General features: G+C 41.5%; 19 protein-coding genes. 11 read left to right on the plus strand and 8 right to left on the minus strand.

What is annotated here, in order from left to right; all coding sequences use genetic code 11:
- Nucleotide 1 precedes the first annotated feature (1 nt).
- Nucleotides 2-886: a lysophospholipid acyltransferase family protein gene (locus ABDD95_RS10215; protein WP_345951789.1), complete on the plus strand. Its 885-nt coding sequence runs from the start codon at nucleotides 2-4 to the stop codon at nucleotides 884-886.
- A complete protein-coding gene (locus ABDD95_RS10220) occupies nucleotides 886-2031 on the plus strand; it encodes a glycosyltransferase family 2 protein (protein WP_345951790.1) in 1146 nt (381 codons plus the stop codon). Before ABDD95_RS10215 ends, ABDD95_RS10220 begins: the two co-directional genes overlap by 1 nt.
- Here the strand turns inward: ABDD95_RS10220 and ABDD95_RS10225 are convergent.
- Both ABDD95_RS10225 and aroQ read right to left on the minus strand, forming a co-directional pair.
- Nucleotides 2000-4513, minus strand: a complete 2514-nt coding sequence (locus ABDD95_RS10225; RefSeq protein ID WP_345951791.1) for a mechanosensitive ion channel domain-containing protein — start codon at nucleotides 4511-4513, stop codon at nucleotides 2000-2002. The two genes, ABDD95_RS10220 and ABDD95_RS10225, sit on opposite strands and share 32 nt — an antisense overlap.
- Before the next feature lie 78 nt (nucleotides 4514-4591).
- Nucleotides 4592-5011 carry a type II 3-dehydroquinate dehydratase gene (gene aroQ, locus ABDD95_RS10230; protein ID WP_345951792.1) on the minus strand — a complete coding sequence of 140 codons (420 nt, stop codon included), beginning with the start codon at nucleotides 5009-5011 and terminating at the stop codon, nucleotides 4592-4594.
- A 42-nt stretch (nucleotides 5012-5053) separates the two neighbouring features.
- On the opposite strand from aroQ, the gene xerD reads away from it, so the two are divergent.
- Together xerD and ABDD95_RS10240 are read left to right on the plus strand one after the other, a co-directional pair.
- Nucleotides 5054-5953 (plus strand): site-specific tyrosine recombinase XerD, encoded by a 900-nt coding sequence (gene xerD / locus ABDD95_RS10235; protein ID WP_345951793.1) that lies wholly within the window; start codon nucleotides 5054-5056, stop codon nucleotides 5951-5953.
- Between the two features lie 161 nt (nucleotides 5954-6114).
- Nucleotides 6115-6750 carry a peroxiredoxin gene (locus ABDD95_RS10240; protein WP_345951794.1) on the plus strand — a complete coding sequence of 212 codons (636 nt, stop codon included), beginning with the start codon at nucleotides 6115-6117 and terminating at the stop codon, nucleotides 6748-6750.
- A 45-nt stretch (nucleotides 6751-6795) separates the two neighbouring features.
- Here ABDD95_RS10240 and ABDD95_RS10245 read toward each other — a convergent pair whose 3' ends face one another.
- On the minus strand, nucleotides 6796-7245 hold the full coding sequence (locus tag ABDD95_RS10245) for an Rrf2 family transcriptional regulator (protein ID WP_345951795.1): 450 nt from the start codon (nucleotides 7243-7245) through the stop codon (nucleotides 6796-6798).
- A 162-nt stretch (nucleotides 7246-7407) separates the two neighbouring features.
- Between ABDD95_RS10245 and ABDD95_RS10250 the strand changes: the two genes are divergently transcribed.
- From ABDD95_RS10250 to ABDD95_RS10270, 5 genes are all read left to right on the plus strand, one after another.
- Nucleotides 7408-8193 (plus strand): TerC family protein, encoded by a 786-nt coding sequence (locus ABDD95_RS10250; protein WP_345951796.1) that lies wholly within the window; start codon nucleotides 7408-7410, stop codon nucleotides 8191-8193.
- Between the two features lie 218 nt (nucleotides 8194-8411).
- Nucleotides 8412-9104, plus strand: coding sequence for an ABC transporter ATP-binding protein (locus ABDD95_RS10255; protein ID WP_345951797.1), 693 nt, complete (start codon nucleotides 8412-8414; stop codon nucleotides 9102-9104).
- A 1-nt stretch (nucleotide 9105) separates the two neighbouring features.
- Nucleotides 9106-11673: an FtsX-like permease family protein gene (locus tag ABDD95_RS10260; protein WP_345951798.1), complete on the plus strand. Its 2568-nt coding sequence runs from the start codon at nucleotides 9106-9108 to the stop codon at nucleotides 11671-11673.
- A 15-nt stretch (nucleotides 11674-11688) separates the two neighbouring features.
- Entirely contained in the window at nucleotides 11689-12381 is a 693-nt protein-coding gene (locus ABDD95_RS10265; RefSeq protein WP_345951799.1) for an arylesterase, read from the plus strand.
- An 89-nt stretch (nucleotides 12382-12470) separates the two neighbouring features.
- Entirely contained in the window at nucleotides 12471-12767 is a 297-nt protein-coding gene (locus ABDD95_RS10270) for a hypothetical protein (RefSeq protein WP_345951800.1), read from the plus strand.
- A 72-nt stretch (nucleotides 12768-12839) separates the two neighbouring features.
- On the opposite strand, the gene ABDD95_RS10275 is transcribed toward ABDD95_RS10270, so the two are convergent.
- From ABDD95_RS10275 to ABDD95_RS10295, 5 genes are all read right to left on the minus strand, one after another.
- Nucleotides 12840-13400, minus strand: coding sequence for a DUF4251 domain-containing protein (locus ABDD95_RS10275; protein ID WP_345951801.1), 561 nt, complete (start codon nucleotides 13398-13400; stop codon nucleotides 12840-12842).
- Nucleotides 13401-13531: 131 nt separating this feature from the next.
- Nucleotides 13532-15415, minus strand: a complete 1884-nt coding sequence (gene htpG, locus ABDD95_RS10280) for a molecular chaperone HtpG (protein ID WP_345951802.1) — start codon at nucleotides 15413-15415, stop codon at nucleotides 13532-13534.
- Nucleotides 15416-15491: 76 nt separating this feature from the next.
- Nucleotides 15492-16028, minus strand: a complete 537-nt coding sequence (locus tag ABDD95_RS10285) for an NAD(P)H-dependent oxidoreductase (protein ID WP_345951803.1) — start codon at nucleotides 16026-16028, stop codon at nucleotides 15492-15494.
- Between the two features lie 10 nt (nucleotides 16029-16038).
- Nucleotides 16039-17382, minus strand: coding sequence for a HAMP domain-containing sensor histidine kinase (locus ABDD95_RS10290; protein ID WP_345951804.1), 1344 nt, complete (start codon nucleotides 17380-17382; stop codon nucleotides 16039-16041).
- Nucleotides 17372-18730, minus strand: coding sequence for a sigma-54 dependent transcriptional regulator (locus ABDD95_RS10295; RefSeq protein ID WP_345951805.1), 1359 nt, complete (start codon nucleotides 18728-18730; stop codon nucleotides 17372-17374). Before ABDD95_RS10295 ends, ABDD95_RS10290 begins: the two co-directional genes overlap by 11 nt.
- A 291-nt stretch (nucleotides 18731-19021) precedes the next feature.
- Between ABDD95_RS10295 and ABDD95_RS10300 the strand changes: the two genes are divergently transcribed.
- Nucleotides 19022-20272, plus strand: coding sequence for an efflux RND transporter periplasmic adaptor subunit (locus ABDD95_RS10300; RefSeq protein ID WP_345951806.1), 1251 nt, complete (start codon nucleotides 19022-19024; stop codon nucleotides 20270-20272).
- 98 nt (nucleotides 20273-20370) lie between these two features.
- The gene (locus tag ABDD95_RS10305) at nucleotides 20371-21048 is read left to right on the plus strand and encodes an ABC transporter ATP-binding protein (protein WP_345951807.1); all 678 of its coding nucleotides are present in this window, start codon (nucleotides 20371-20373) and stop codon (nucleotides 21046-21048) included.
- Nucleotides 21049-21065: the final 17 nt, after the last annotated feature.

The raw sequence follows: 21065 nt of genomic DNA on the forward strand, positions 1-21065 counted from the left end.
AATGATAAGAAAAGGTTTTTCAAGGCTAGGTGTGGGTTTACTATACCTGCTTTCTATGCTGCCTTACTTCTTATTATACCTGATTGCCGATGTGCTTTTCGTATTACTCTACTATATGATTGGCTACCGGCGCAAAGTCGTACAAGAAAATTTAGCTAACGCTTTCCCTGAGAAGTCACTTAATGAGCGCAAAGCCATTGAAAAAAGATACTTTCGTTTCCTGGCCGATTTGGTAGTGGAAACTATAAAGCTGTGTACGCTCTCGGAAAAAGAGGTGATTAAGCGCGTTCGCATAGAGGATAAGTACCTAAAAGAAAATCTAGCATTTAAACAGGGAAAAAGTATCATAGGCGCAGTAGGGCATTATGGTAACTGGGAAAGTGGCTGTTTACGAATGGGGTTGATTACTGAAAGGCCATGCATCATTGCTTACAAGCCCCTGTCTAACCCAGTGTTCGATGAGTTTTTCTACAATATGCGTTCACGCTTTGGTGCACATTTGGTGCCGATGAAAAGTACCTTCCGTAAACTGGTTGCCCACCGGAACGAGGTTACCTTTACCGTATTAGCGGGCGACCAAACGCCATCCCGTGATGAAACTACGTACTTCACAGATTTTTTGAATCAGCCCACGGCAGTTTTTTTGGGCGTGGAAAAGCTGGCCAAGGCAACAGACAGCTTGGTTGTTTTTTGTGACGTAAGGCGTGTAAAACGTGGTTATTACTCCTGTACATTTGTACCTTTGTTTGATAACCCTAAGCTAACTGCCGAGTACGAGATTACAAAAGCACATGTGCATTATCTGGAAAATGTTATTAAAGAAGAGCCTCAATACTGGTTATGGTCTCACCGCAGGTGGAAGTTTAAACCAGAAGATATGAACTGATGAATATACCACCTAAAGTTGCTGTTATAATACTTAACTGGAACGGCTTAAAGCACTTGCAACAATTCTTACCCTCTGTACTACAATCAACTTGGCCAAACTTACAGGTGATTGTTGGAGACAACGGTTCTACCGACGGTTCTGTTGAGTTTATTAAAGCCCGTTATGCCGGCCACATTGATGTTATAGAGAATGAACAGAATTACGGGTATACCGGCGGGTATAACCGGGTAATTAACAAGGTGGAAGCTGACTACTATGTCCTGCTTAATTCGGACATTGAGGTAACGCCTGATTGGATTGAACCGGTGATTGCATTGATGGAAGGCGATGCTTCCATTGCTGCAGCTGCACCTAAAATAAAAGCGTTCGACAAGCCCGGCTACTTTGAGCATGCAGGTGCTGCCGGTGGTTTTATCGATAAACTGGGTTATCCGTTTTGCCGTGGCCGTTTGTTTTATGAGGTGGAGGAAGATAAAGGACAATACGAGCAGTCGGGTGAGGTGTTTTGGGCGTCGGGTGCGGCACTGTTCATTAAAAGCTATTGCTGGCGCGAAGTAGGTGGGTTTGATGAGCGCTTTTTTGCACATATGGAAGAAATTGACTTGTGCTGGCGTTTAAAGAACTGCGGCTACAAGGTTATGTATTGTGCGCAATCTTCCGTTTACCATGTGGGTGGAGGTACACTCAATACCGAAAATCCATTTAAAACGTATCTTAATTTCAGAAACAATCTTTTATTGCTTAAAAAGAACCTGCCTGCCATGCGCGGTGCATGGGTTATTGGTATACGTTTTTGGCTGGACCTTTTGGCCTTGATCCGTTTTTTGGGTGAAGGTAAACGTAAAGACGCATGGGCCGTAAGCAAAGCCCATCAAAGCTTTGTAAGAAGCTTTTTTAAAAAAACGCAACAAGTTGCTTGTGAGGAGAAACAGCAAACCGAATTATATAGCAACGAAGCAGTGCTGGCTGGTCATTCGGTTTCCAACGCTTCATCAAGCAGACACGACGGCATGGATCAAACCTATCACAAGCCAATGATGGTTCCAAATACAAAAGGGCTGTACAAACGGAGTATTGTGATGCAGTTCTTCGCCAAAAAGAAAACCAAGTTTACTGATCTGGATCCGCAGGACTTTCATTAAACGGGCGAGTTGGTTCGCTTGTTTGTGTATTTACGGTCGCGCTGTTACCGGGCATATGTAATATAAGCTCCTGCTTAGGTTGCGGTATCTCGATACCCTCCGCCTCAAATGCCTTATAAATTGCCGATAGTACGCGGCTTTTTAATTGCTGCCACATCGAAATGTCGGCCGCCCAAAACTGTACTTTAAAATCAACCGACGCCGGTCCTAATTTATCTAAATAAACTACCGGTGCCGGTTTAATCATAATATCATCCCGATTGGCTAGCATGTTGCGTAAAATGTTCTTCACCTTGTCTACATCACAGCCGTAGGCAACACTTATGTTTAGTTCAACTTGGCGGTTGCTATCACTTAAAGTCCAGTTGATTACATGCTGCGATATTAAATCACCATTAGGGATGATGATCTCAGCGCCGTTACCTGTAGCAATTTTGCTAGATCGCATTCCTATATCTTTTATAGTGCCCGAGCGGTTTGCAACTTCAATAACGTCACCTACCTGTACCGGTTTTTCAAAGGCCAGTATTAACCCCGATACCAGGTTGTTTACGATGTTTTGTAAACCAAAGCCTACACCAACACCCAGTGCGCTAATGATAATGGTAAGCTTATCTAACGGGAAGCCAGAGGCACCCACAGCTAACAAGAAACCAACGCTGAATATTGCTATGCGGATAAGCAGGAGTGACGTGCGTGTTTTGCGCTTGGTAGACTCGGTTGGCTTGTGCTGGCCAACAAAGTCATAAAAGTAACTGATGATGCGGGCCACAACAGATGCCAGCCAGATGACGCCAACGAAAATCAGAATGCTTCCGAAAGTAAATAAGGTGCCGCCTAATTTGCGCGATTGTGTCAGAAAGCTTTCCACTATTTCAAACGCATTGTCTTCGACGCTTAAATTTTGCAGTAGAGTAACTACCCACATTACCACGGCAGCAATGTTTAGGATGTTTTTAAATTTGGCCTGTAGTAATTTGAAGTCTAAATAGGAGCTTATACTATCCTTATCAATTTTATTTGCCTCGAGCTGTAAGAAGAGGCTTTGCATTAATATCTGTACAAAGTAGTATAAACTAATGGCCAGCCAAAAATTGTATACGGCGGTAACACCAATAATTTTTGCTAAACTAAAACGGCCTGCTATATTCAATAATACCGGTGCAGCTTGAAGAATTACGAGCAGCCAAAGTGCAAAGCGGCTGTAGGGTATATACGGTTCGTAGGTTATGTTAATTTGCTTAATGAGCCTAAAACTTATCCAGGCGGTTGCCGCTGATAAGATCAAAAGCGCAAGGCGATCAACGGTAGACACTTCCACAAATAAGTTGCTGATGCTGAACAGCAGCGTTAGCCAGAATAGTTTATGTAAATAGCTTAAAGCTGGTTTAGGGCAAGTTTTGTAGGTAAGGTATAATACACAGGTAATAGTTACCAGAAAAATAATTTCCAGGAAAACCATAGGGGGCTGGTCGTAAAAATAAGGAACAAGTAAAGATGTTACTAAAAGCGCAGCGGCAATAGGGTAGCCCGAAACGTATTGTGTTTGTTGAAGTATGCTGGACGGGTTCCTTTTAGTTTTAACAATTTTACGTCTGTTTAAAATGATCCAGATTAAAAAGCCTGCCAGTATTATTATACCGAGCAAATGCATGAGCGATTCGCCATTGAGCAACTTAAAAAGCTTTATGTTCATGCTAATTGTACGCTCTAAAGACGATGCAAACGTAGCTCCTTTGGCCGATTGCATGTTCCAGATATAACCGTATTCGCAATTAAAAGAATTAATGCTGAAGTTCCTGATCTTGGTGTTGATAAGGTCCTTCTCCTCCAGTATAGTGATATAAATAGAGGTAACTTTATTTTGCATCAGCCCTATACGAAGCAGTGCTTTCTTGTTCAGCGAGTCGAGCTTATGCGCTTTGACTTCTATAGAGGCGCGTTGTTGCAGGAAGGTAAGCCTCAACGTACTATCAGCCGGGAAGATCCTAAAAATGGAATCCCGATTGATTAGGGTTAGTTGATCGTCGGTATCAGCCAGCTTTTCATTAATGGCTTTTAAATCCTCCTGCCAAACATCTAGCTTGTCTTGTTGCTTAGTTAAAATATCCCTTATAGAATACAAGTAGCGCAATGTTCCTGATCGGTCGCGTACAATTAAATTCCTGACTGTTGTAGTCAACTTTTCCAGCCTTGGCAGCTGTGCGCTTATATCTGCAGTATCTAATCCTTTACTTAATCTATTACTTATCTGATTGAAAGATAGTGTGTAATACTCAATCCTTTGAAGTAAATTATTAGTTGATGTATCTGAGGTTTTGTAATACCTCATCATTGAATCGCGGCGCAGCATTGCCGCACGCAAAGAGTCGCTTACACTTTTAGAACGTTTCTTTTTATATTGTGCAATGGCATGGTAAGGCATTCCAACCAGCAACAAAAGACAACAGGCAATTAGCCGGAAAAAAAGAATTTTACGCATCAGCACATGAAGTAAGTGGAGCACTTATAAAGTATTAACATCTGCTTGCTCAAAGCGTTTGCTTACAATTAAGTTTAATTAAATGCTTACTATGCTTTCAATTGCTAAGCGATAACCGTCGAGCCCAAAGCCTACTATGATGCCTTTGCAGTTTGGCGAAAGAAAAGAATTATGCCTAAACTCCTCTCTTTTATGTACGTTAGATATATGCACCTCAACAACTGGTGTAGTTATAGCGGCAATTGCATCGGCAATTGCGATAGAGGTATGGGTATAGGCGCCTGCGTTTAAAACAATGCCATCATAGTCAAATCCCACTTCATGCAGTTTGTCTATCAACTCCCCCTCATAATTACTTTGAAAGTAATGGAGGGAATGGTTGGCATAGCGCTGCTGGAGTAAAGCAAAGTAGTTATCGAAACTGCTGTCACCATAAATAGATTTTTCTCTAACACCAAGTAGGTTTAAATTTGGACCATTAATGATTTGTATCTTCATAGCATTTCAAACTTACTTATAAAACATCAAAACTTAAAGCAGGTGGATTGGCAGTCAGCAATAAAAGGTTTTCGGAACTATTTAAAATTGGAGAAATCACTGTCGGAGAACTCTATTGAAGCATATAGTAGAGATATAGGTAGACTCCGCGAATACGCTGAAATACAATTACCTATTTTAACGCCTGATAATATAGTATTATCCGATTTACGGCTCTTTATTCAGTGGGTAAATGAGTTGGGTATGATTCCGTCTACCCAGGCTCGTATTCTATCAGGCATTAAGGCGTTTTACAAATACCTGCTAATTGAAGAGATTGTGAATGCAGATCCTTCTGAGTTGTTGGAGTCGCCAAGAATTCAACGTAAGTTACCAGACACCTTAAGTTATGATGAAATAAACCAGCTTATTGCCGTAGTTGACCTGTCCAAACCTGATGGCACCCGTAATAAAGCGATGGTTGAATTACTGTACAGTTGCGGACTGAGGGTGTCTGAATTGACTGAACTTAAGCTTTCTAACCTATATCTCGACATTGAATTTATTAAGGTTACTGGTAAGGGTAATAAAGAACGCTTGGTACCCATTAGCAGTACTGCAATAAAGGCTCTTCAATTATGGCTTGAATTTGGACGCGTGCATACTTCAGTAAAGAAGGGAGACGAAGATATAGTGTTTTTAAACCGGAGAGGTAGCCGTTTAACACGTGTATATATCTTTATGCTTGTTAAGCAACTGGCAGAAAATCTAGGACTAAAGAAAAAAATTAGTCCGCATACCTTTCGCCACTCTTTTGCTACTCACCTTATTGAAGGAGGGGCCGACCTGCGCGCTGTACAGGAGATGCTAGGCCATGAGAGTATTACCACAACCGAAATATACACACACTTAGATCGTGACTATTTAAAAAGCACTATCATTCAATATCATCCCCGTAGTTGAGAAAAAGGTTCTGTTCTTTTGATGTAAAAAATCTACTAATACTATAGACTTTTTGCTTGGGTGTTCTATATTTGTTCAAGATGATCTTGGTTGTTGCTTTTAAAACCGAAATCGTTTTAAACAATTATATACTTATCATAACATTACAAAAATTAATAACCATGAGTTTAAGATTAGGCGATAAAGCCCCCAACTTCAAAGCGCAGACCTCGGTAGGCGAGATAGATTTTTACGAGTTTTTAGGCGATAGCTGGGGCGTGCTCTTTTCGCACCCGGCAGATTACACGCCGGTTTGCACAACCGAACTTGGCCGTACAGCTGCATTAACAGATGAGTTTAAGAAACGTAATGTGAAGGTAGCTGCTTTAAGTGTTGATTCTGTAGAGTCGCATAAGGGCTGGATTAGCGATATTAACGAAACACAGGACGTAGAAGTGAACTTTCCTATCATTGCCGATGAAAGCCGCGAGATAGCGGAGGCCTGGGATATGATTCATCCTAATGCTTCCTTAACTGCAACCGTTCGTTCGTTATTCATCATAGCGCCCGATAAAACCATTAAACTGATAATTACTTACCCGGCATCAACGGGTCGTAATTTTCAGGAAATTTTGCGCGTGATCGATTCTCTGCAGTTAACTGCTAACTACAGTGTAGCTACACCTGCAGATTGGAAAGAAGGTGAGGACGTGGTAATTACGCCTGCTGTGAAAGATGAAGATGTTCCTGCTAAATTTCCGAAAGGCCATCGGGTAGTGAAACCCTATTTGCGAATGACCCCGCAACCAAACAAGTAAAAAAGAAAGGCCTCCAGATAAAGGAGGCCTTTCTTTTTACTTGTTTTATAATCCTATGAGCGCCGAATCTCCCAGCGATACTTCCTTGTCAATTAAATCAGCAATGCTGGTTTCAGATAAGATTTTAAGTGTTGCGTCACGGATGTCCAAAAACATACTGCGAATACCGCAGGTTGATTCGTTATGGCATTCCTCGCAGCGATGGTAAAAGTTTAAGCTAACGCACGGTACCATAGCTATAGGGCCATCGGTAATGCGTAATATACTAACCAAATAAATTTCTTTTGGATCTTTATTGATGGCATACCCGCCGCCGGCGCCCTTTTTACTGTATAAAAAGCCGGCTTTACGTAATTCAAGCAAGATTACTTCCAGAAACTTTTTTGGAATTTTTTCCAGCTCCGCAATCTGTGCAATCTGCATGGGTGGGTTGTCTTTGTTCTTACCCAATACAATCAGTGCCTTGATGGCATACTTTGTCTTTTTTGATAGCATAGATCACTTAATGGAGTACAATTATATTAAAAATATTGCATGCAAGTATAAATGCGGGCTGTTATAGCCGTTTTAAGGTGGTTAATACCTAAAATAGTGTTTAAAGCTTTTGAAGTGTAACTCTTTGTTCGATGAATTGTGAATAAAGAATAATTTTGAGATATGGACTTTTTGCACACTTTACTTGGCGAAGACATTAAAGCAGGGCTGTTAATAATCCTCAACTTAATTGTTATTGAAAGTTTGCTATCGGTAGATAACGCGGCAGTTTTGGCAACCATGGTGCTCGATTTACCCAAAGAACAACGTAGCAAAGCCTTACGGTATGGCATTATAGGGGCATATGTTTTCAGGGGCATATGCCTGTTGCTGGCCACATGGCTGGTTAAAATCTGGTGGCTTAAGCCCTTAGGCGGCTTCTATTTGCTTTACCTTGCCTTTAACTATTTTAAAGGAAAAACTGCTGATAAAGACGAGACTGAAAATATCAAAAAAGAAGAAAGCTGGTTCTACAGAAAAACCGTAGGGGCACTGGGCAACTTTTGGGCTACGGTTGCACTGGTTGAGATAATGGATCTGGCCTTTTCCATTGATAACGTATTTGCCGCCGTCGCCTTTACCGACCACATTTTCCTGATATATACCGGGGTGTTCATAGGAATTCTGGCTATGCGCTTCGTAGCCCAGTTCTTTGTGCAGCTGATGGAAAAGTTCCACTTTTTGGAAACGGTAGCTTACCTAGTTATCGGTGTTTTAGGGTTAAAACTTTCGGCATCATTGTTCTCACACTTTTATCCTGAGTCTCCAGTAACTAAAACACTTGATAGTGAACAGACTGATATGTGGGTATCAGTCTTCACAGTAGGCATATTTGTTATTCCTGTCATTAGCTCAATCTTATTTAATTTCCCTAAAAAACACCAGATTGATCATGCTGACAAAAAGTAGCATGTTTTAATGGCAAATGCAAAGCCATGTTCGGCAATGCATTTAAGCTTAGTGTAAGTAACAGTATGCTAAATGCATCAGGTAGTATCACATGCTGGCAAAATTTATCTTCTTATTGTAAACTCCAGCCATAAAATACCATCAAACTAAACTAACTATAATTAATGTTGTAACTTATACGGGCTGTTAAAGTCTATAAGAATAATCTTAATTAAATATTGTTAGTGGAAAATATACTGGAAATTACCGACCTAAGTAAATCCTATCAAAGTGCCGGCAAAACACTTACGGTGCTCGATAACATCAACTTTTTAATTCCCACCGGCTCAGCCAACGCTATTGTTGGGCCATCAGGCAGCGGTAAAACTACGTTGCTTGGCTTATGTGCCGGGCTTGACCGATCGAGCAACGGAAGCGTGGTGCTTAACGGTATCAATTTAAACACCCTAAGTGAAGACAAGAGAGCGCAGGTTCGTAATCAATTTGTAGGCTTTATATTTCAAAACTTCCAACTGCTCCCTACATTAACCGCTTTAGAGAATGTAATGGTGCCGTTAGAATTACGTGGCGAACGAAACATAAAGGCGAGGGCGCTGGACTTGCTCGATAAAGTAGGGCTGGCCAGCCGCAGCCATCATTATCCTACACAGCTTTCTGGTGGCGAGCAGCAGCGGGTATCTATTGCACGGGCGTTTTCCAATCAGCCCAAAATTCTATTTGCTGATGAGCCAACGGGAAACCTGGACGCCGAAACAGGTGAGCGTGTGCAAAAATTACTTTTTGATTTGAACCATGACGCCGGTACCACCCTAATATTGGTTACGCATGATTTGGAGCTTGCAGGAAAAACACAACGCATTTTGAAAATCAAAGGCGGCAAACTCGTATCTGACGAAAAAACTTTAGCCTGATATGAGCGCAGATTCATCTAACATGATAAACTTAAACCGGTCAGTAAAATGGAGCTGGCTATTTAAGATGGCCTGGCGTGATAGCCGGCGTAACCGTTCCAGGTTATTTCTTTTTATCTCATCTATTACGCTGGGGATAGCCGCACTGGTTGCCATATATTCTTTTGGTTATAACCTGCGTGATGATATCAACTCACAGGCTGCCACCCTGGTAGGAGCAGATTTAGTTATATCCGGCAACAAAGCGGTTGATAAAAAAATGGAAAGGCTGCTGGATACATTGGGCACGCAGCGTTCGCAAGAACGCAACTTTGCCTCAATGGTATATTTCAACAAAAGCCAAGATACCCGGCTGGTACAAATTCGTGCTTTAAAGGGTGGCTTTCCGTATTATGGCAGTATTGAAACTACACCTGCTACAGCCGCTAAAAGTTTTAAAGACGGTAAATATGCTTTGGTAGATGCGGCTTTAATGCAGCAATACAAAGCCGGTGTAAGCGATTCAGTTAAAATTGGTAAGGTAACTTTTATTATTGCAGGGGTTTTGAACCAGGCACCCGGGCAAAGTGGCTTAGCGGCAGGTATTGCGCCGGTGGTTTACATTCCGCTGCAATACTTAGATGCAACCGGACTGGTTGATAAAGGCAGCCGAATAAATTACAACTTTTACTATAAATTTGATAAAAAGACAGACGTCGATAAACTGGCAGATCGCCTTGATGAAAAACTGGACAAAAATAACCTGCGTTATGAGACTATCGAAACGCGTAAGCAAAACACAGGTAGGGCATTTAGCGACTTAAACCGTTTTCTATCCTTAGTAGGCTTTATAGCGCTGTTACTGGGTTGTATTGGTGTGGCCAGTGCAACACAGATCTATGTGCGCGAGAAAGTAGCTTCTATTGCGGTGCTGCGTTGCCTTGGCGTCAAAGCCTCAGAAGCCTTCTTGATATTCTTGATACAGATTGCAGGCATTGGCTTAATAGGTTCAGTTGTCGGCGCTGTATTGGGTACGGTAGTGCAACAGGTTTTGCCGCTTGTTCTGAAAGATTTTTTGCCATTCGACATTTCAGTATCTGTATCATGGTTGGCTTTAGGACAGGGCGTTTTGTTAGGGGTTATCATATCCGTGCTTTTCGCTTTATTGCCTTTAATCAGCATTCGTAATATATCGCCGCTTAACACTTTGCGCTCTGCATTCGAAACAGTAAAATCTCGCAGAGATCCTCTTCGCTGGCTGGTGTACCTGCTTATACTCGGCTTTATCATAGGTTTCAGTTATTTGCAGCTTAATGATTGGGCGGCAAGTGCAGCCTTTACAGTGGCCATTTTAGTAGCCTTTCTGATACTTACATTAACGGCACTCTTGCTTATGTGGATTATCAAATTATTGGTTAAAGCATCATGGAGTTATTTAGTAAGGCAGGGCTTTGCCAATTTACACAGACCCAATAACCAAACCACCATCCTGATGGTGTCTATAGGGCTTAGTACTGCTTTTATTTGTTTGCTCATCTTTCTGCAGTCGATGCTTATTAAGCAGGTAACATTATCTGCGAGCGGCAATCAGCCTAATGTGATTTTGTTTGATATACAAAGCGATCAGGAAAAAGGAGTGCTTGATATTACAAAGCAACACCATATGCCTGTTATACAGCAGGTGCCCATCATTACCATTAAGCTGGACCGTATAAACAATAAAACAGCTGCCACCTTACCTAAAGACAGCACTGCTGATAAGCTACGCCGTGCTTTTGGTTACGAGTACCGGGTTACTTACCGAGATTACCTTACCTCTTCCGAAAAGATAGCAGAAGGAAAATGGATTGGTAAGACTGACGGTGAAACCGTAATTCCTGTATCATTAGATGAACGCATGGCCAAGCGGTTAGAAATAAAATTGAACGACAAGCTTACTTTTAACGTGCAGGGTACGCCAGTAAATACTTATGTAGCCAGTTTAAGAAAGGTAAACTGGAATAAGGTACAAACTAACTTTCAGGTGGTGTTTCCTACTGGTGTTTTAGAGCAGGCGCCGCAATTCCACGTTTTGCTTACCCATGCTTCTTCTTCGCCAACGTCGGCTAAGTATCAGCAAGCTATTGTCAAAAAATACCCTAACGTATCTATAGTTGATCTGGGGTTGGTGCTAACCATACTGGATGAGATTTTGGATAAAATAAGTTACGTAATACGTTTTATGAGCGGCTTCAGTATAGCTACAGGTATTATTGTACTTATTGCCTCTGTCCGTATCAGTAAATATCAGCGTATTAAAGAAAGCGTTTTATTGCGTACACTTGGCGGCAGCAGAAGGCAGATACTGGCTATTACAGCATTAGAATATCTGTTTTTAGGGGCGTTATCTTCATTAACTGGTGTGCTGCTTGCAATAGCAGGGGGATGGTTGCTTGCCAAATTTAGTTTTGAGATTCCTTTTCAAGTTAACTATGCCCCGGCTGGCATACTGTTTGGGCTTACTGTAGCGTTAACTATTTTAATTGGCCTGTTTAACAGCCGTGGAGTGCTTAACCGTCCACCACTGGAAGTGTTAAGATCAGACACTTAAAAGAATTTATGAAAGATGATTGAACATAAAGTAAAAGCATTACTAATAAGTAGCTTATTGCTGGCGGCATGTAGTAATGCAGGGCAGCAGCAGCAGGCAACCGACTCTACTACAGCGGCGTCAACGGCAGCAGTTCCTGCTAAATCCAAACCAAACAAAGTAGTATTGTTTTTTGGCGATAGTTTAACTGCTGGTTACGGATTGGAAGATCCGGCAACGGAGGCTTACCCAAGCGTAGTGCAGGATAAAATAAAGGAGGCCAAATTGCCTTACACCGTTGTAAATGCTGGCAACAGTGGTGAAACAAGCGCAGGCGGCCGCGGCCGTATTGATTGGGTATTGAAGCAAAAAGTAGATGTTTTCGTGCTTGAACTGGGCGCTAATGATGGTTTGCGGGGTGTGCCCGTAATTGAAACAACCCGTAATTTGCAAACAATCATCCATAGCGTAAAATCAAAATACCCTGATGCTAAAATAGTATTAGCTGGCATGCAGGTGCCGCCAAGTATGGGTGCTGGTTATGCCAGCCAGTTTAAGGCTATGTTTACCCAACTGGCTGAAAAAAATAAAGTGACCCTCATCCCATTTTTGTTACAGAACGTGGGTGGGGTAGCTAAACTTAACCAGGATGACGGCATCCACCCAACTAAAGAAGGCGCCAAAGTTGTGGCCGATAACGTTTGGAGCGTTTTGAAAAACGTACTGTAGCAATTACATATTATTACGAACAATAGCTGAAAATGAGTTGTTCTGTGTAAGTGAAGGTCAAATGCACCGATCTGATTGAAAAACTTATTATGGAAATAACTATTAGTGAAACGGTCTTAAATTATAACCTATCGAAAGCCGAATTTGATGCTTTTGCCCATGAAGGTGTTTGTAAGCAGCGAATTGTGATAGGTGAGGAGCCTATTCTGTTTGTGCTGCAGCGTACCGCCGAAAACGAAATGAGAGCTACTCTTCATACAAATCTGGTAACTGTATTTGTTCCTGAAAACATAGCCGATGAGTGGACAGCCGGCAAAAACTCTTTTTTAGAAACACAGGACGGTAGCTTACACATTACGATAAAAGCAGCCGATAGTAATGAATAAAATTTATCATTACAAAGCAGAAAAGCCGCATATCATTGATTAATGCGGCTTTTTTGTCTACATATATTGATATTACTTTTCGGTAATGTAACCGTCGTAAGAAATAGTGTTACGGTTGGTTATAATTGCCTGCAGTGTAGCTGTGCCGCTGTCGGTAACCTCCAAAATAAATTTTTGATTATACTTTGCATCCCGAGGCGTAATGGTAATTACAGTGTTGCCTTTCTTACCGGCCTTAGCAGAATAGCCAAATTTTGTTGAAGTAAACATCACACCGTTATCGTTCGGCGAGTTGTAAGCTGCATCAAACGTAGCGCGACCATAATACGGTAAATAAGAGATTACCGAATCGGGCCTAATCTTGAAGTCGTAATTATAATTCAGATAGATGTGGCCATTTCCGTTAGGCGATAAATTAAATAATCGGCCATTTAATGTTGTTACTCCTCCGCCCAATGGGTTTGCGTATTGGGCCTGAAATACAAATTTTTTACTTTCTAACAGCTGTCTAACTTCCGCAGCTTTCATTTCCTGGCGCTCGGCACGGCTTGTCTTCCTAACGGTGTCTTGAGCGTAAGTATTGCCTGCTAATAAAAACAGTGCAATGATGAATATATACTTTAATGTCTTCATAGTTTGAGCTATATTATATATCGGTTATAACACTACTATTTGTAAAGGTAATTTGTTTGATAACCAATATAGTTAGACACAAAAAAAGCCGCCGGTTTAATGGCAGCTTATGTTTTTTAAAAGATATGTTCTTAAATCAGGCTCACGCTTCTGTTAACAAACTCGGTCAATTCAGAACCGGTTAACAGGCCTTGAGAAAGTAGCGCCAGATCAAACGCCTGCTTGGCCAGTTGTGATTGTGCACCTTCGTCACCATTTTCTAATATGCGGCTTATCAGTTTGTGATTACCATTCACCACTACTTTATAGCTGTCGGGCATATTTCCATAAAAGCCCATGCCACCACCCATTTGGGCCATTTCTTTCATGCGGCGCATAAACTCGTCCATGGTAACAGTTACCGGTAGCTCTTCAGGGCTTAGGCTTTCCAACTCTACTTTAAAGCCAGGTTTGGTAATTGCTTTTTCAAAAACAGCTTTAACCTGGGTTACTTGCTCATCAGTCAATACAGTAGCCGGCGCATCATCCTTTTTAATCAGCTTATCGGCTACGTCAGCATCAACACGTTTCAGTGATGTCTTTTCAAGTTTTTGTTCTAGGTTACCTACAAAGTGATTGTCAATAGGAGAATTCATAACCAACACGTCATAACCTTTTCTGGTAGCCGATTGGATAAATGCATCCTGTTTTGCAGGCTCGTTAGTATATAAATAAATTAACTGGCCATCCTTGTCGGTTTGTACAGCTTGTACTTTCTCTTTGTATTCGCTCAGTGTAAAGTTTTCTTTAGCAGTATTAGTTAATAATACAAAGTCTTTTGCTTTTTCGTAAAACTTATCATCGCTTAAAAAGCCGTATTTAACAAATAAGCCAATGTCGCTCCATTTCTCTTCGTAAGCTTTGCGGTCGGCTTTAAACAGATCGGCCAGCTTGTCGGCCACTTTTTTGGTGATGTAAGTATTTATTTTTTTAACATTACTATCTGCCTGCAAGAAACTACGAGAAACGTTCAACGGAATATCCGGTGAATCGATCACGCCATGCAAAAGCATTAAAAATTCAGGAACAATGTCTTTAACCTCATCCGTAATAAATACCTGGCGTGAAAATAACTTGATTTTGTTGCGTTGGAAATCAAAGTCGTTTTTCACTTTAGGGAAGTAAAGCACACCTGTTAAGTTAAACGGATAATCTACATTCAAGTGAATCCAAAACAACGGATCCTCTGAGAATGGATATAATTCTTTATAGAAGGCTAAGTAATCCTCGTCCTTTAGCTCAGATGGGGCTTTAGTCCAGATCGGGTTTGTTTCATTGATGATGTTATCGCTCTCAACTGAAACATATTTAGGTTTGCCTTCTTCATCTTCACCATCTGGCTCCTGTTCGGTCTTAGTACCAAATTTAATAGGAACGGGTAGGAACTTAGCATACTTGTCTAATATCTCTTGCAATTTGTGTTTGCTTACAAACTCTTCCGACTCCTGATTAACATGAAGTATAATATCTGTTCCGCGTGTTGTACGGTTACCTTCAGTAATTTCAAACTCGGTGCTGCCATCGCATATCCAGCGAGCGGGTTCAGCACCTTCCTGATAAGATAGCGTTTGTATTTCAACCTTATCGGCTACCATGAATGCAGAATAGAAACCTAAGCCGAAACGACCAATAATTTCGTTTGCATCTTTAGCCTCTTTAAACTTTTCCATAAACTCGGTAGCGCCCGAGAAAGCTATCTGGTTGATGTATTTTTTAATTTCATCAGCCGTCATACCTAATCCGTTGTCGGATATGGTGATCGTTTTGGCAGCTTCATCAAATGAAACTTCAACCTGCAGACTGCCAAGGTCGCCATTGTATTGACCCAGTGAGGCTAAACGTTTTATCTTCTGTGTAGCATCAACGGCATTAGACACCAGCTCACGCAGAAATATCTCGTTATCAGAGTATAAGAATTTTTTAATGATGGGAAAAATGTTTTCGGTGTGAATCGAAATCGTACCTTTTTCTTGCATATAGTTAAAATTTAAGGATTAATGTTTAGTAGCTGTTGCGCATACATCAAGCCTTGTTCCAAACGGCTTGCGCTTGTCAATTTGGCAGCTTGCCAGAAATATGTTGGAGGAAAGATTGCAATACACTATGAAGTTTATCAATCGTTTCTGCATCCGTTATTTGGCTTTGGGAGTTTATTTTAGTTCGGATGTAGGAGATGAGCAGCGTAGATGTATCAGGCACGTGACTTGTCAAAACATTCATTATTATTTTTAATGAAGCATGCGCATTTTCTCCCGATGAGGATGCCGTAATAATAGCTACCGGTTTTTCATTAAACTCGCCTGATGATGCGGTCCAATCCAAAGCGTTTTTCAACGAGCCCGGTAAACCAAATACATACTCTGGCGTGCAAATGATAACGCCGTCTGCATTGGCAATTAATCTTCTAAACCTCACAACCTCGCCTGGTACATCTTCATGATTGAAAGTGGGATCAAAATGTGGCAACAAGCCTATGTTGTCGTAAATTTCATATTGAACACCATCCGGCAACCATGTTTGAATGGTTTTCAAGATACCCATATTAGATGACTCCGGACGCAGGCTGCCACATAAGGCGAGTATCTTCATAAATACAGGGTTAATTAAGTTGCAATATAAAGGTTGTGCCCACACCTTCGGTACTTTGAACCTGTATGTTACCCTTATGCATAAGCATGATTTGCTTGCACAGGCTTAAACCAATGCCACTGCCGGTTTTGCGTGTACTAAAGAACGGAATAAAAATCTTTTCCATAAGCTCGGCAGACATGCCTGTACCATTGTCGCTTATCTTCAATAGAGTTTTGTTGCTTTGCACCTCGGCCGAAAGGCTGATCATTGGTTCAGGCTGATCTTTTACAGCTTCAATGGCGTTTACCAATAAATTAATAAGCACTTGCTCTAACAGGTTAACATCCACATCGATTGTCATGTTAATATCTCGGAGTATAATATCCAATTCAATGTTCTTTTTCTCGAGTGTGGGCAGCATCAGCGTATTCAGGTTTTCGAATAAATCATAAACCGATACCTGTTGCAGCTCGAGCTTGGTGATTTTGTTAAGGCTGCGATAACTTTCGGTAAATTTAAGCAAGCCTTCGCTCCGGCGCTTAATAGTGTCAATTCCTAACTCTAAATCTTCCAGATCATGACTAACCGGACTGTTGGCTATGTCCGGCCGCTTAAGCCGGTTTTTCAATGTGTCAGCCAGGGACGAAATAGGAGCAACCGAGTTCATGATCTCGTGCGTCATTACATTGAGCAACTTTGACCAGGCGTTAGATTCCGACTCATCCATGGCATCGCTTACGTTTTGGAAGGCGACTAATTTATAGATCTTATCTTCGCTTCGCAACACGCTCGCCATTAGCTGCAGTTTCACTTTTTGCTGATCCTTGATTAACGTTACTACCTTGCTGCCGCCCGATTTTAGTTTAATGATCTCCCAATAAAGCTCATCGTTGCGTTTTTCGAGCGAATGGATGCTTTTAAGGTAAGGTATACTGATTAAATTCTTGAACGATTCGTTAATCCAGGCTACTTCGCCCGTTTCCTGCTCATAAGATATTATCCCAGTGCCTACAAGCTCCAATATCTTTTGCAGATAATGATACTGCGTTTCGCGCTCGCGGTTAATAGTCTTAAACGTGGTGTTGATTTCATTAAAACCTTTACGTAAAATCTGTACGTTAGCAGGTGCACTCTGGATGGCATAATGGCGCGAAAAATCGCGATACAATGCTGCTTCAGCAAACTCCTGCACCTCCTGATGGATTTTTGTGTATTGCTGCATAATGCTAACAATTACGTATATAATGAATGGTGCAAGCGCAATGCTGTAAACATAAAACCGGCTTATAATGGCGTAGGCAGCACCACAAAGCAGGGCAAATAAAACAAAAATGCGAAGCAATAATTGCCACTCGTAACGCTTAAATATCATACTTGTTCAGTCGGCGGTATAATGCGGTACGTGTTAAACCAAGTTCTTTGGCGGCGCGTGTAATGTTGCCGTTATGTTTTTCAATCACCCTTAAAATGGCGTTCTTTTCCATCATACTTAAAGGGACATTGTCAGAGGCTTCGGGAGCTTCTTTTATATTCGTTTCCAGAGATGAAAAGATCAGGTCGTCGGGCTGCAAAATGGCATCTTCGGCCATGATAACAGCCCGTTCAATGGTGTATTGCAATTCGCGTACGTTGCCAGGGTAATTGTATGACTGTAATTTTTGCAGTGCCGCGTTACTAAAATCCACAGACGGCTTTAGGTATTTTGCCGCATAAATTTTTGCAAAATGGCGTGCCAGTAAGGGTATATCGTCATTACGCCTGCGCAAGGCAGGCATGGTAATTTCAACCGTATTAATACGGTAAATTAAATCCTTACGAAACTTGTTCTCATTAGCTAATTCCTGCAAAGGCACGTTGGTTGCACATATCAAACGTAGGTTAATATCAACCGGCTTGTTGTTGCCTAAGCGGGTAACCTGGCGGTTTTGCAACACAGTTAACAATTTAGCCTGCTGTTGTAAAGAGATATTGCCAATCTCATCTAAAAACAAGGTGCCACCTTCGGCCTCTTCAAAACGGCCCATGCGGTCTTCCCGGGCGTCTGTAAAAGCGCCTTTTTTGTGACCGAATAACTCACTCTCAAAAAGCGTATCCGTTAATGCGCCAACATCAACCTTAATAAAGGGTTTGTTGGCACGTAAAGACCTTTCATGAATAGCTTTCGCCATCAAATCCTTACCGGTACCGTTTTCGCCTAAAATAAGTATGTTGGCGTCGGTGGGCGCAATCTTGTTTACTTTATAAAATATATCCTGCATGGCTTCGGCTTCACCTAATATGGCCGTGCCGCCTGTAGAACCCTTGACAGAGATTTTAGGCTTTTTAGGGCCTTCCTGTTTGTCTAATAAATCCTTAATGGTTTCTATCAGCTTTTCGTTGTGCCAAGGTTTTACAACAAAATCGTTGGCGCCTTCTTTCAATGATCGTACAGCTAAATCAATATGGCCGTATGCGGTAATCATAATCACACACACGTTCGGGCGCCATTCTTTTATCTTACGCAGCCAGTATATGCCCTCGTTTCCGGTGTTCATGGCGCTATTAAAGTTCATATCCAATAAGACCAGGTCAATCTGGTTACGGGTGAGCAGCGAGTTTATATTTTCCGGATTTTTTTCGGTTATGATTTCCTGTACTTCGGTCTTTAACAAAAGTTTTACTGCCGTAAGTACATCTGTATCATCATCAACAACTAATACTGTTGCTTTTTTTAATATCATTTGCTTTTATTGTGGAGGGTTAAGTTAGTATTAATAGCCGAATGCACTATTATTCATTTTAAATAACAGCTACGCTGATTTGCGCAAATATTGCAATTGGCTATCCAAATTTATAACTATTTGGCAATCAAAGCGCTTCATTTGTTTACAATTTTAGCATTGTATCAATACCGCACACTTGTTGTAACACAAGCGTACGCCAATCTTTGAGATTGTTAAATAAGGTGCTGATAAACAGTTATTTAAACTATGGCACAGGGTTTATATATACGATGTAAATAACTTTTTTACGTGGACAGAATAATTGAAAAAAAGAGGTGGAACAATAAACGGGTAATGACTATTGCCGGCATAGTAGCTGTTGTAGCGTTGGTAACAGGAAGCATTGTATTTACTTCGGGCAAGAGCAAGCTTAATGTAGATGCCGAGCGCATAACCATAAGTGAGGTAAAAAAGGGATCGTTTCAGGAAATTATACCGCTTAATGGTATAGTTTTACCTATAACCACTATTTATTTAGATGCAGTTGAAGGAGGCCGTGTAGAAAAGTTATTTGTGGAAGACGGCGCTACCATGGAAAAGGGACAGCCCATCTTGAAACTAGCCAATACTGATTTGGAGTTAAACCTGGCCAACGAAGAAACTGCCGTATTTAACGTGCTTACACAAATGCAAATATCGCACGATAACGCCCGGCAGAATACCATTAGCAAACTAAACCAAATGGCCGAAGTAGAAAGTAACCTGAAAGAAGCCGATCGGGTGTATAAACTAAATAAACGCCTTTATGACCAAAAAGCCATCGGCTTGCAGGAATTTCAAAAATCTGAAAATGATTACTCATACGCCGTGCGCCGCAAGCGCCTAACTACACAAATTCTGAACCAGGACTCAACCGCCATGAACCAGCAAACGCAACAGTCGAAAGAATCGTACGCGCATATGAAAGCTACATTAGAGCTGATGCGCAAAAAGGTAGGAGACTTGATTGTACGTGCACCGGTTGACGGTCAGCTTACTTCATTAGACGCTGAAATTGGCCAAAGCAAGCAAAAGGGTGGTCGTTTAGGCCAAATTGATGTTCTATCTGGCTTTAAAGTGCGGGTTGATGTGGATGAGCATTATATAACCCGTGTGTTTAATGGGCAAATGGGTGAGTTTACCTTAGGCGACAAAACTTACAAACTAAAAATTAAAAAGGTGTTCACACAGGTTTCTAACGGCCGTTTCCAGGTCGATATGCAATTTGCAGGCGCATTGCCAAAAGACATACGCAGAGGGCAGAGCCTACAGATACGCTTAGCTTTAAGCGATGAAACGCAAGCGGTTCTAGTACCTAAAGGCGGTTTTTACCAGCAAACGGGTGGCAACTGGATATTCAAACTAAGCGAAGATGGTAAAACTGCTTATAGGATGGATATACAATTGGGTCGCCAAAATCCGGATTATTATGAAGTTATGCAGGGGTTAAAACCGGGAGATCGTGTAGTAACATCAAGCTATGAAAATTATGGCGATATGCAGGAGCTAATTATAAAATAGGAACTGACACCTGCAACAGAGAAAGCATCATACTAATAACGCAACTGAAGAAATTACCTTTAAACAAAGAAACCCGGTACAACGGGTGAGGAGGATAAATGATTAAAATAACAAACCTTGAAAAGTTTTACCGCACTGAGGAGGTGGAAACTGTAGCCCTTAATAAGCTGAACCTCGAAATTAACACCGGTGAGTTTGTAGCTATTATGGGTCCATCGGGCTGTGGTAAATCTACCTTGCTTAATATTTTGGGGCTGCTTGACGATCCAGATGGCGGCAGTTACCTGTTTAATGGTACTGAGGTGGCTCACTTTAATGAACGCAAGCGTGCCGACTTACGCAAGCATAACATCGGGTTTGTTTTTCAGAGCTTTAATTTGATAGACGAGCTTACGGTTTTCGAAAACGTAGAGCTACCACTTATTTACACAGGCGTTGGCACGGCCGAGCGTAAGCAACGTGTTGAAGAGGTGCTTACCAAAATGCAAATAATGCATCGCCGAAATCACTACCCGCAGCAACTGTCGGGCGGGCAGCAGCAACGGGTGGCCATTGCCCGTGCGGTAGTAAACAAACCCAAATTAATATTGGCAGATGAGCCTACCGGTAATTTGGACAGCAGCAACGGCAACGAAGTAATGGAACTATTAACCGACCTGAACGAGCAGGGAACAACCATTATTATGGTAACTCACTCTGAACACGATGCCCGTTACAGCCATAGAATTGTACGCCTGCTTGATGGCCATACCGTAGTTGAAAATATCATGATGTAAGAATACCTTATTGTACG

Source organism: Mucilaginibacter sp. PAMB04274, assembly GCF_039634385.2.
Classification (GTDB): domain Bacteria; phylum Bacteroidota; class Bacteroidia; order Sphingobacteriales; family Sphingobacteriaceae; genus Mucilaginibacter.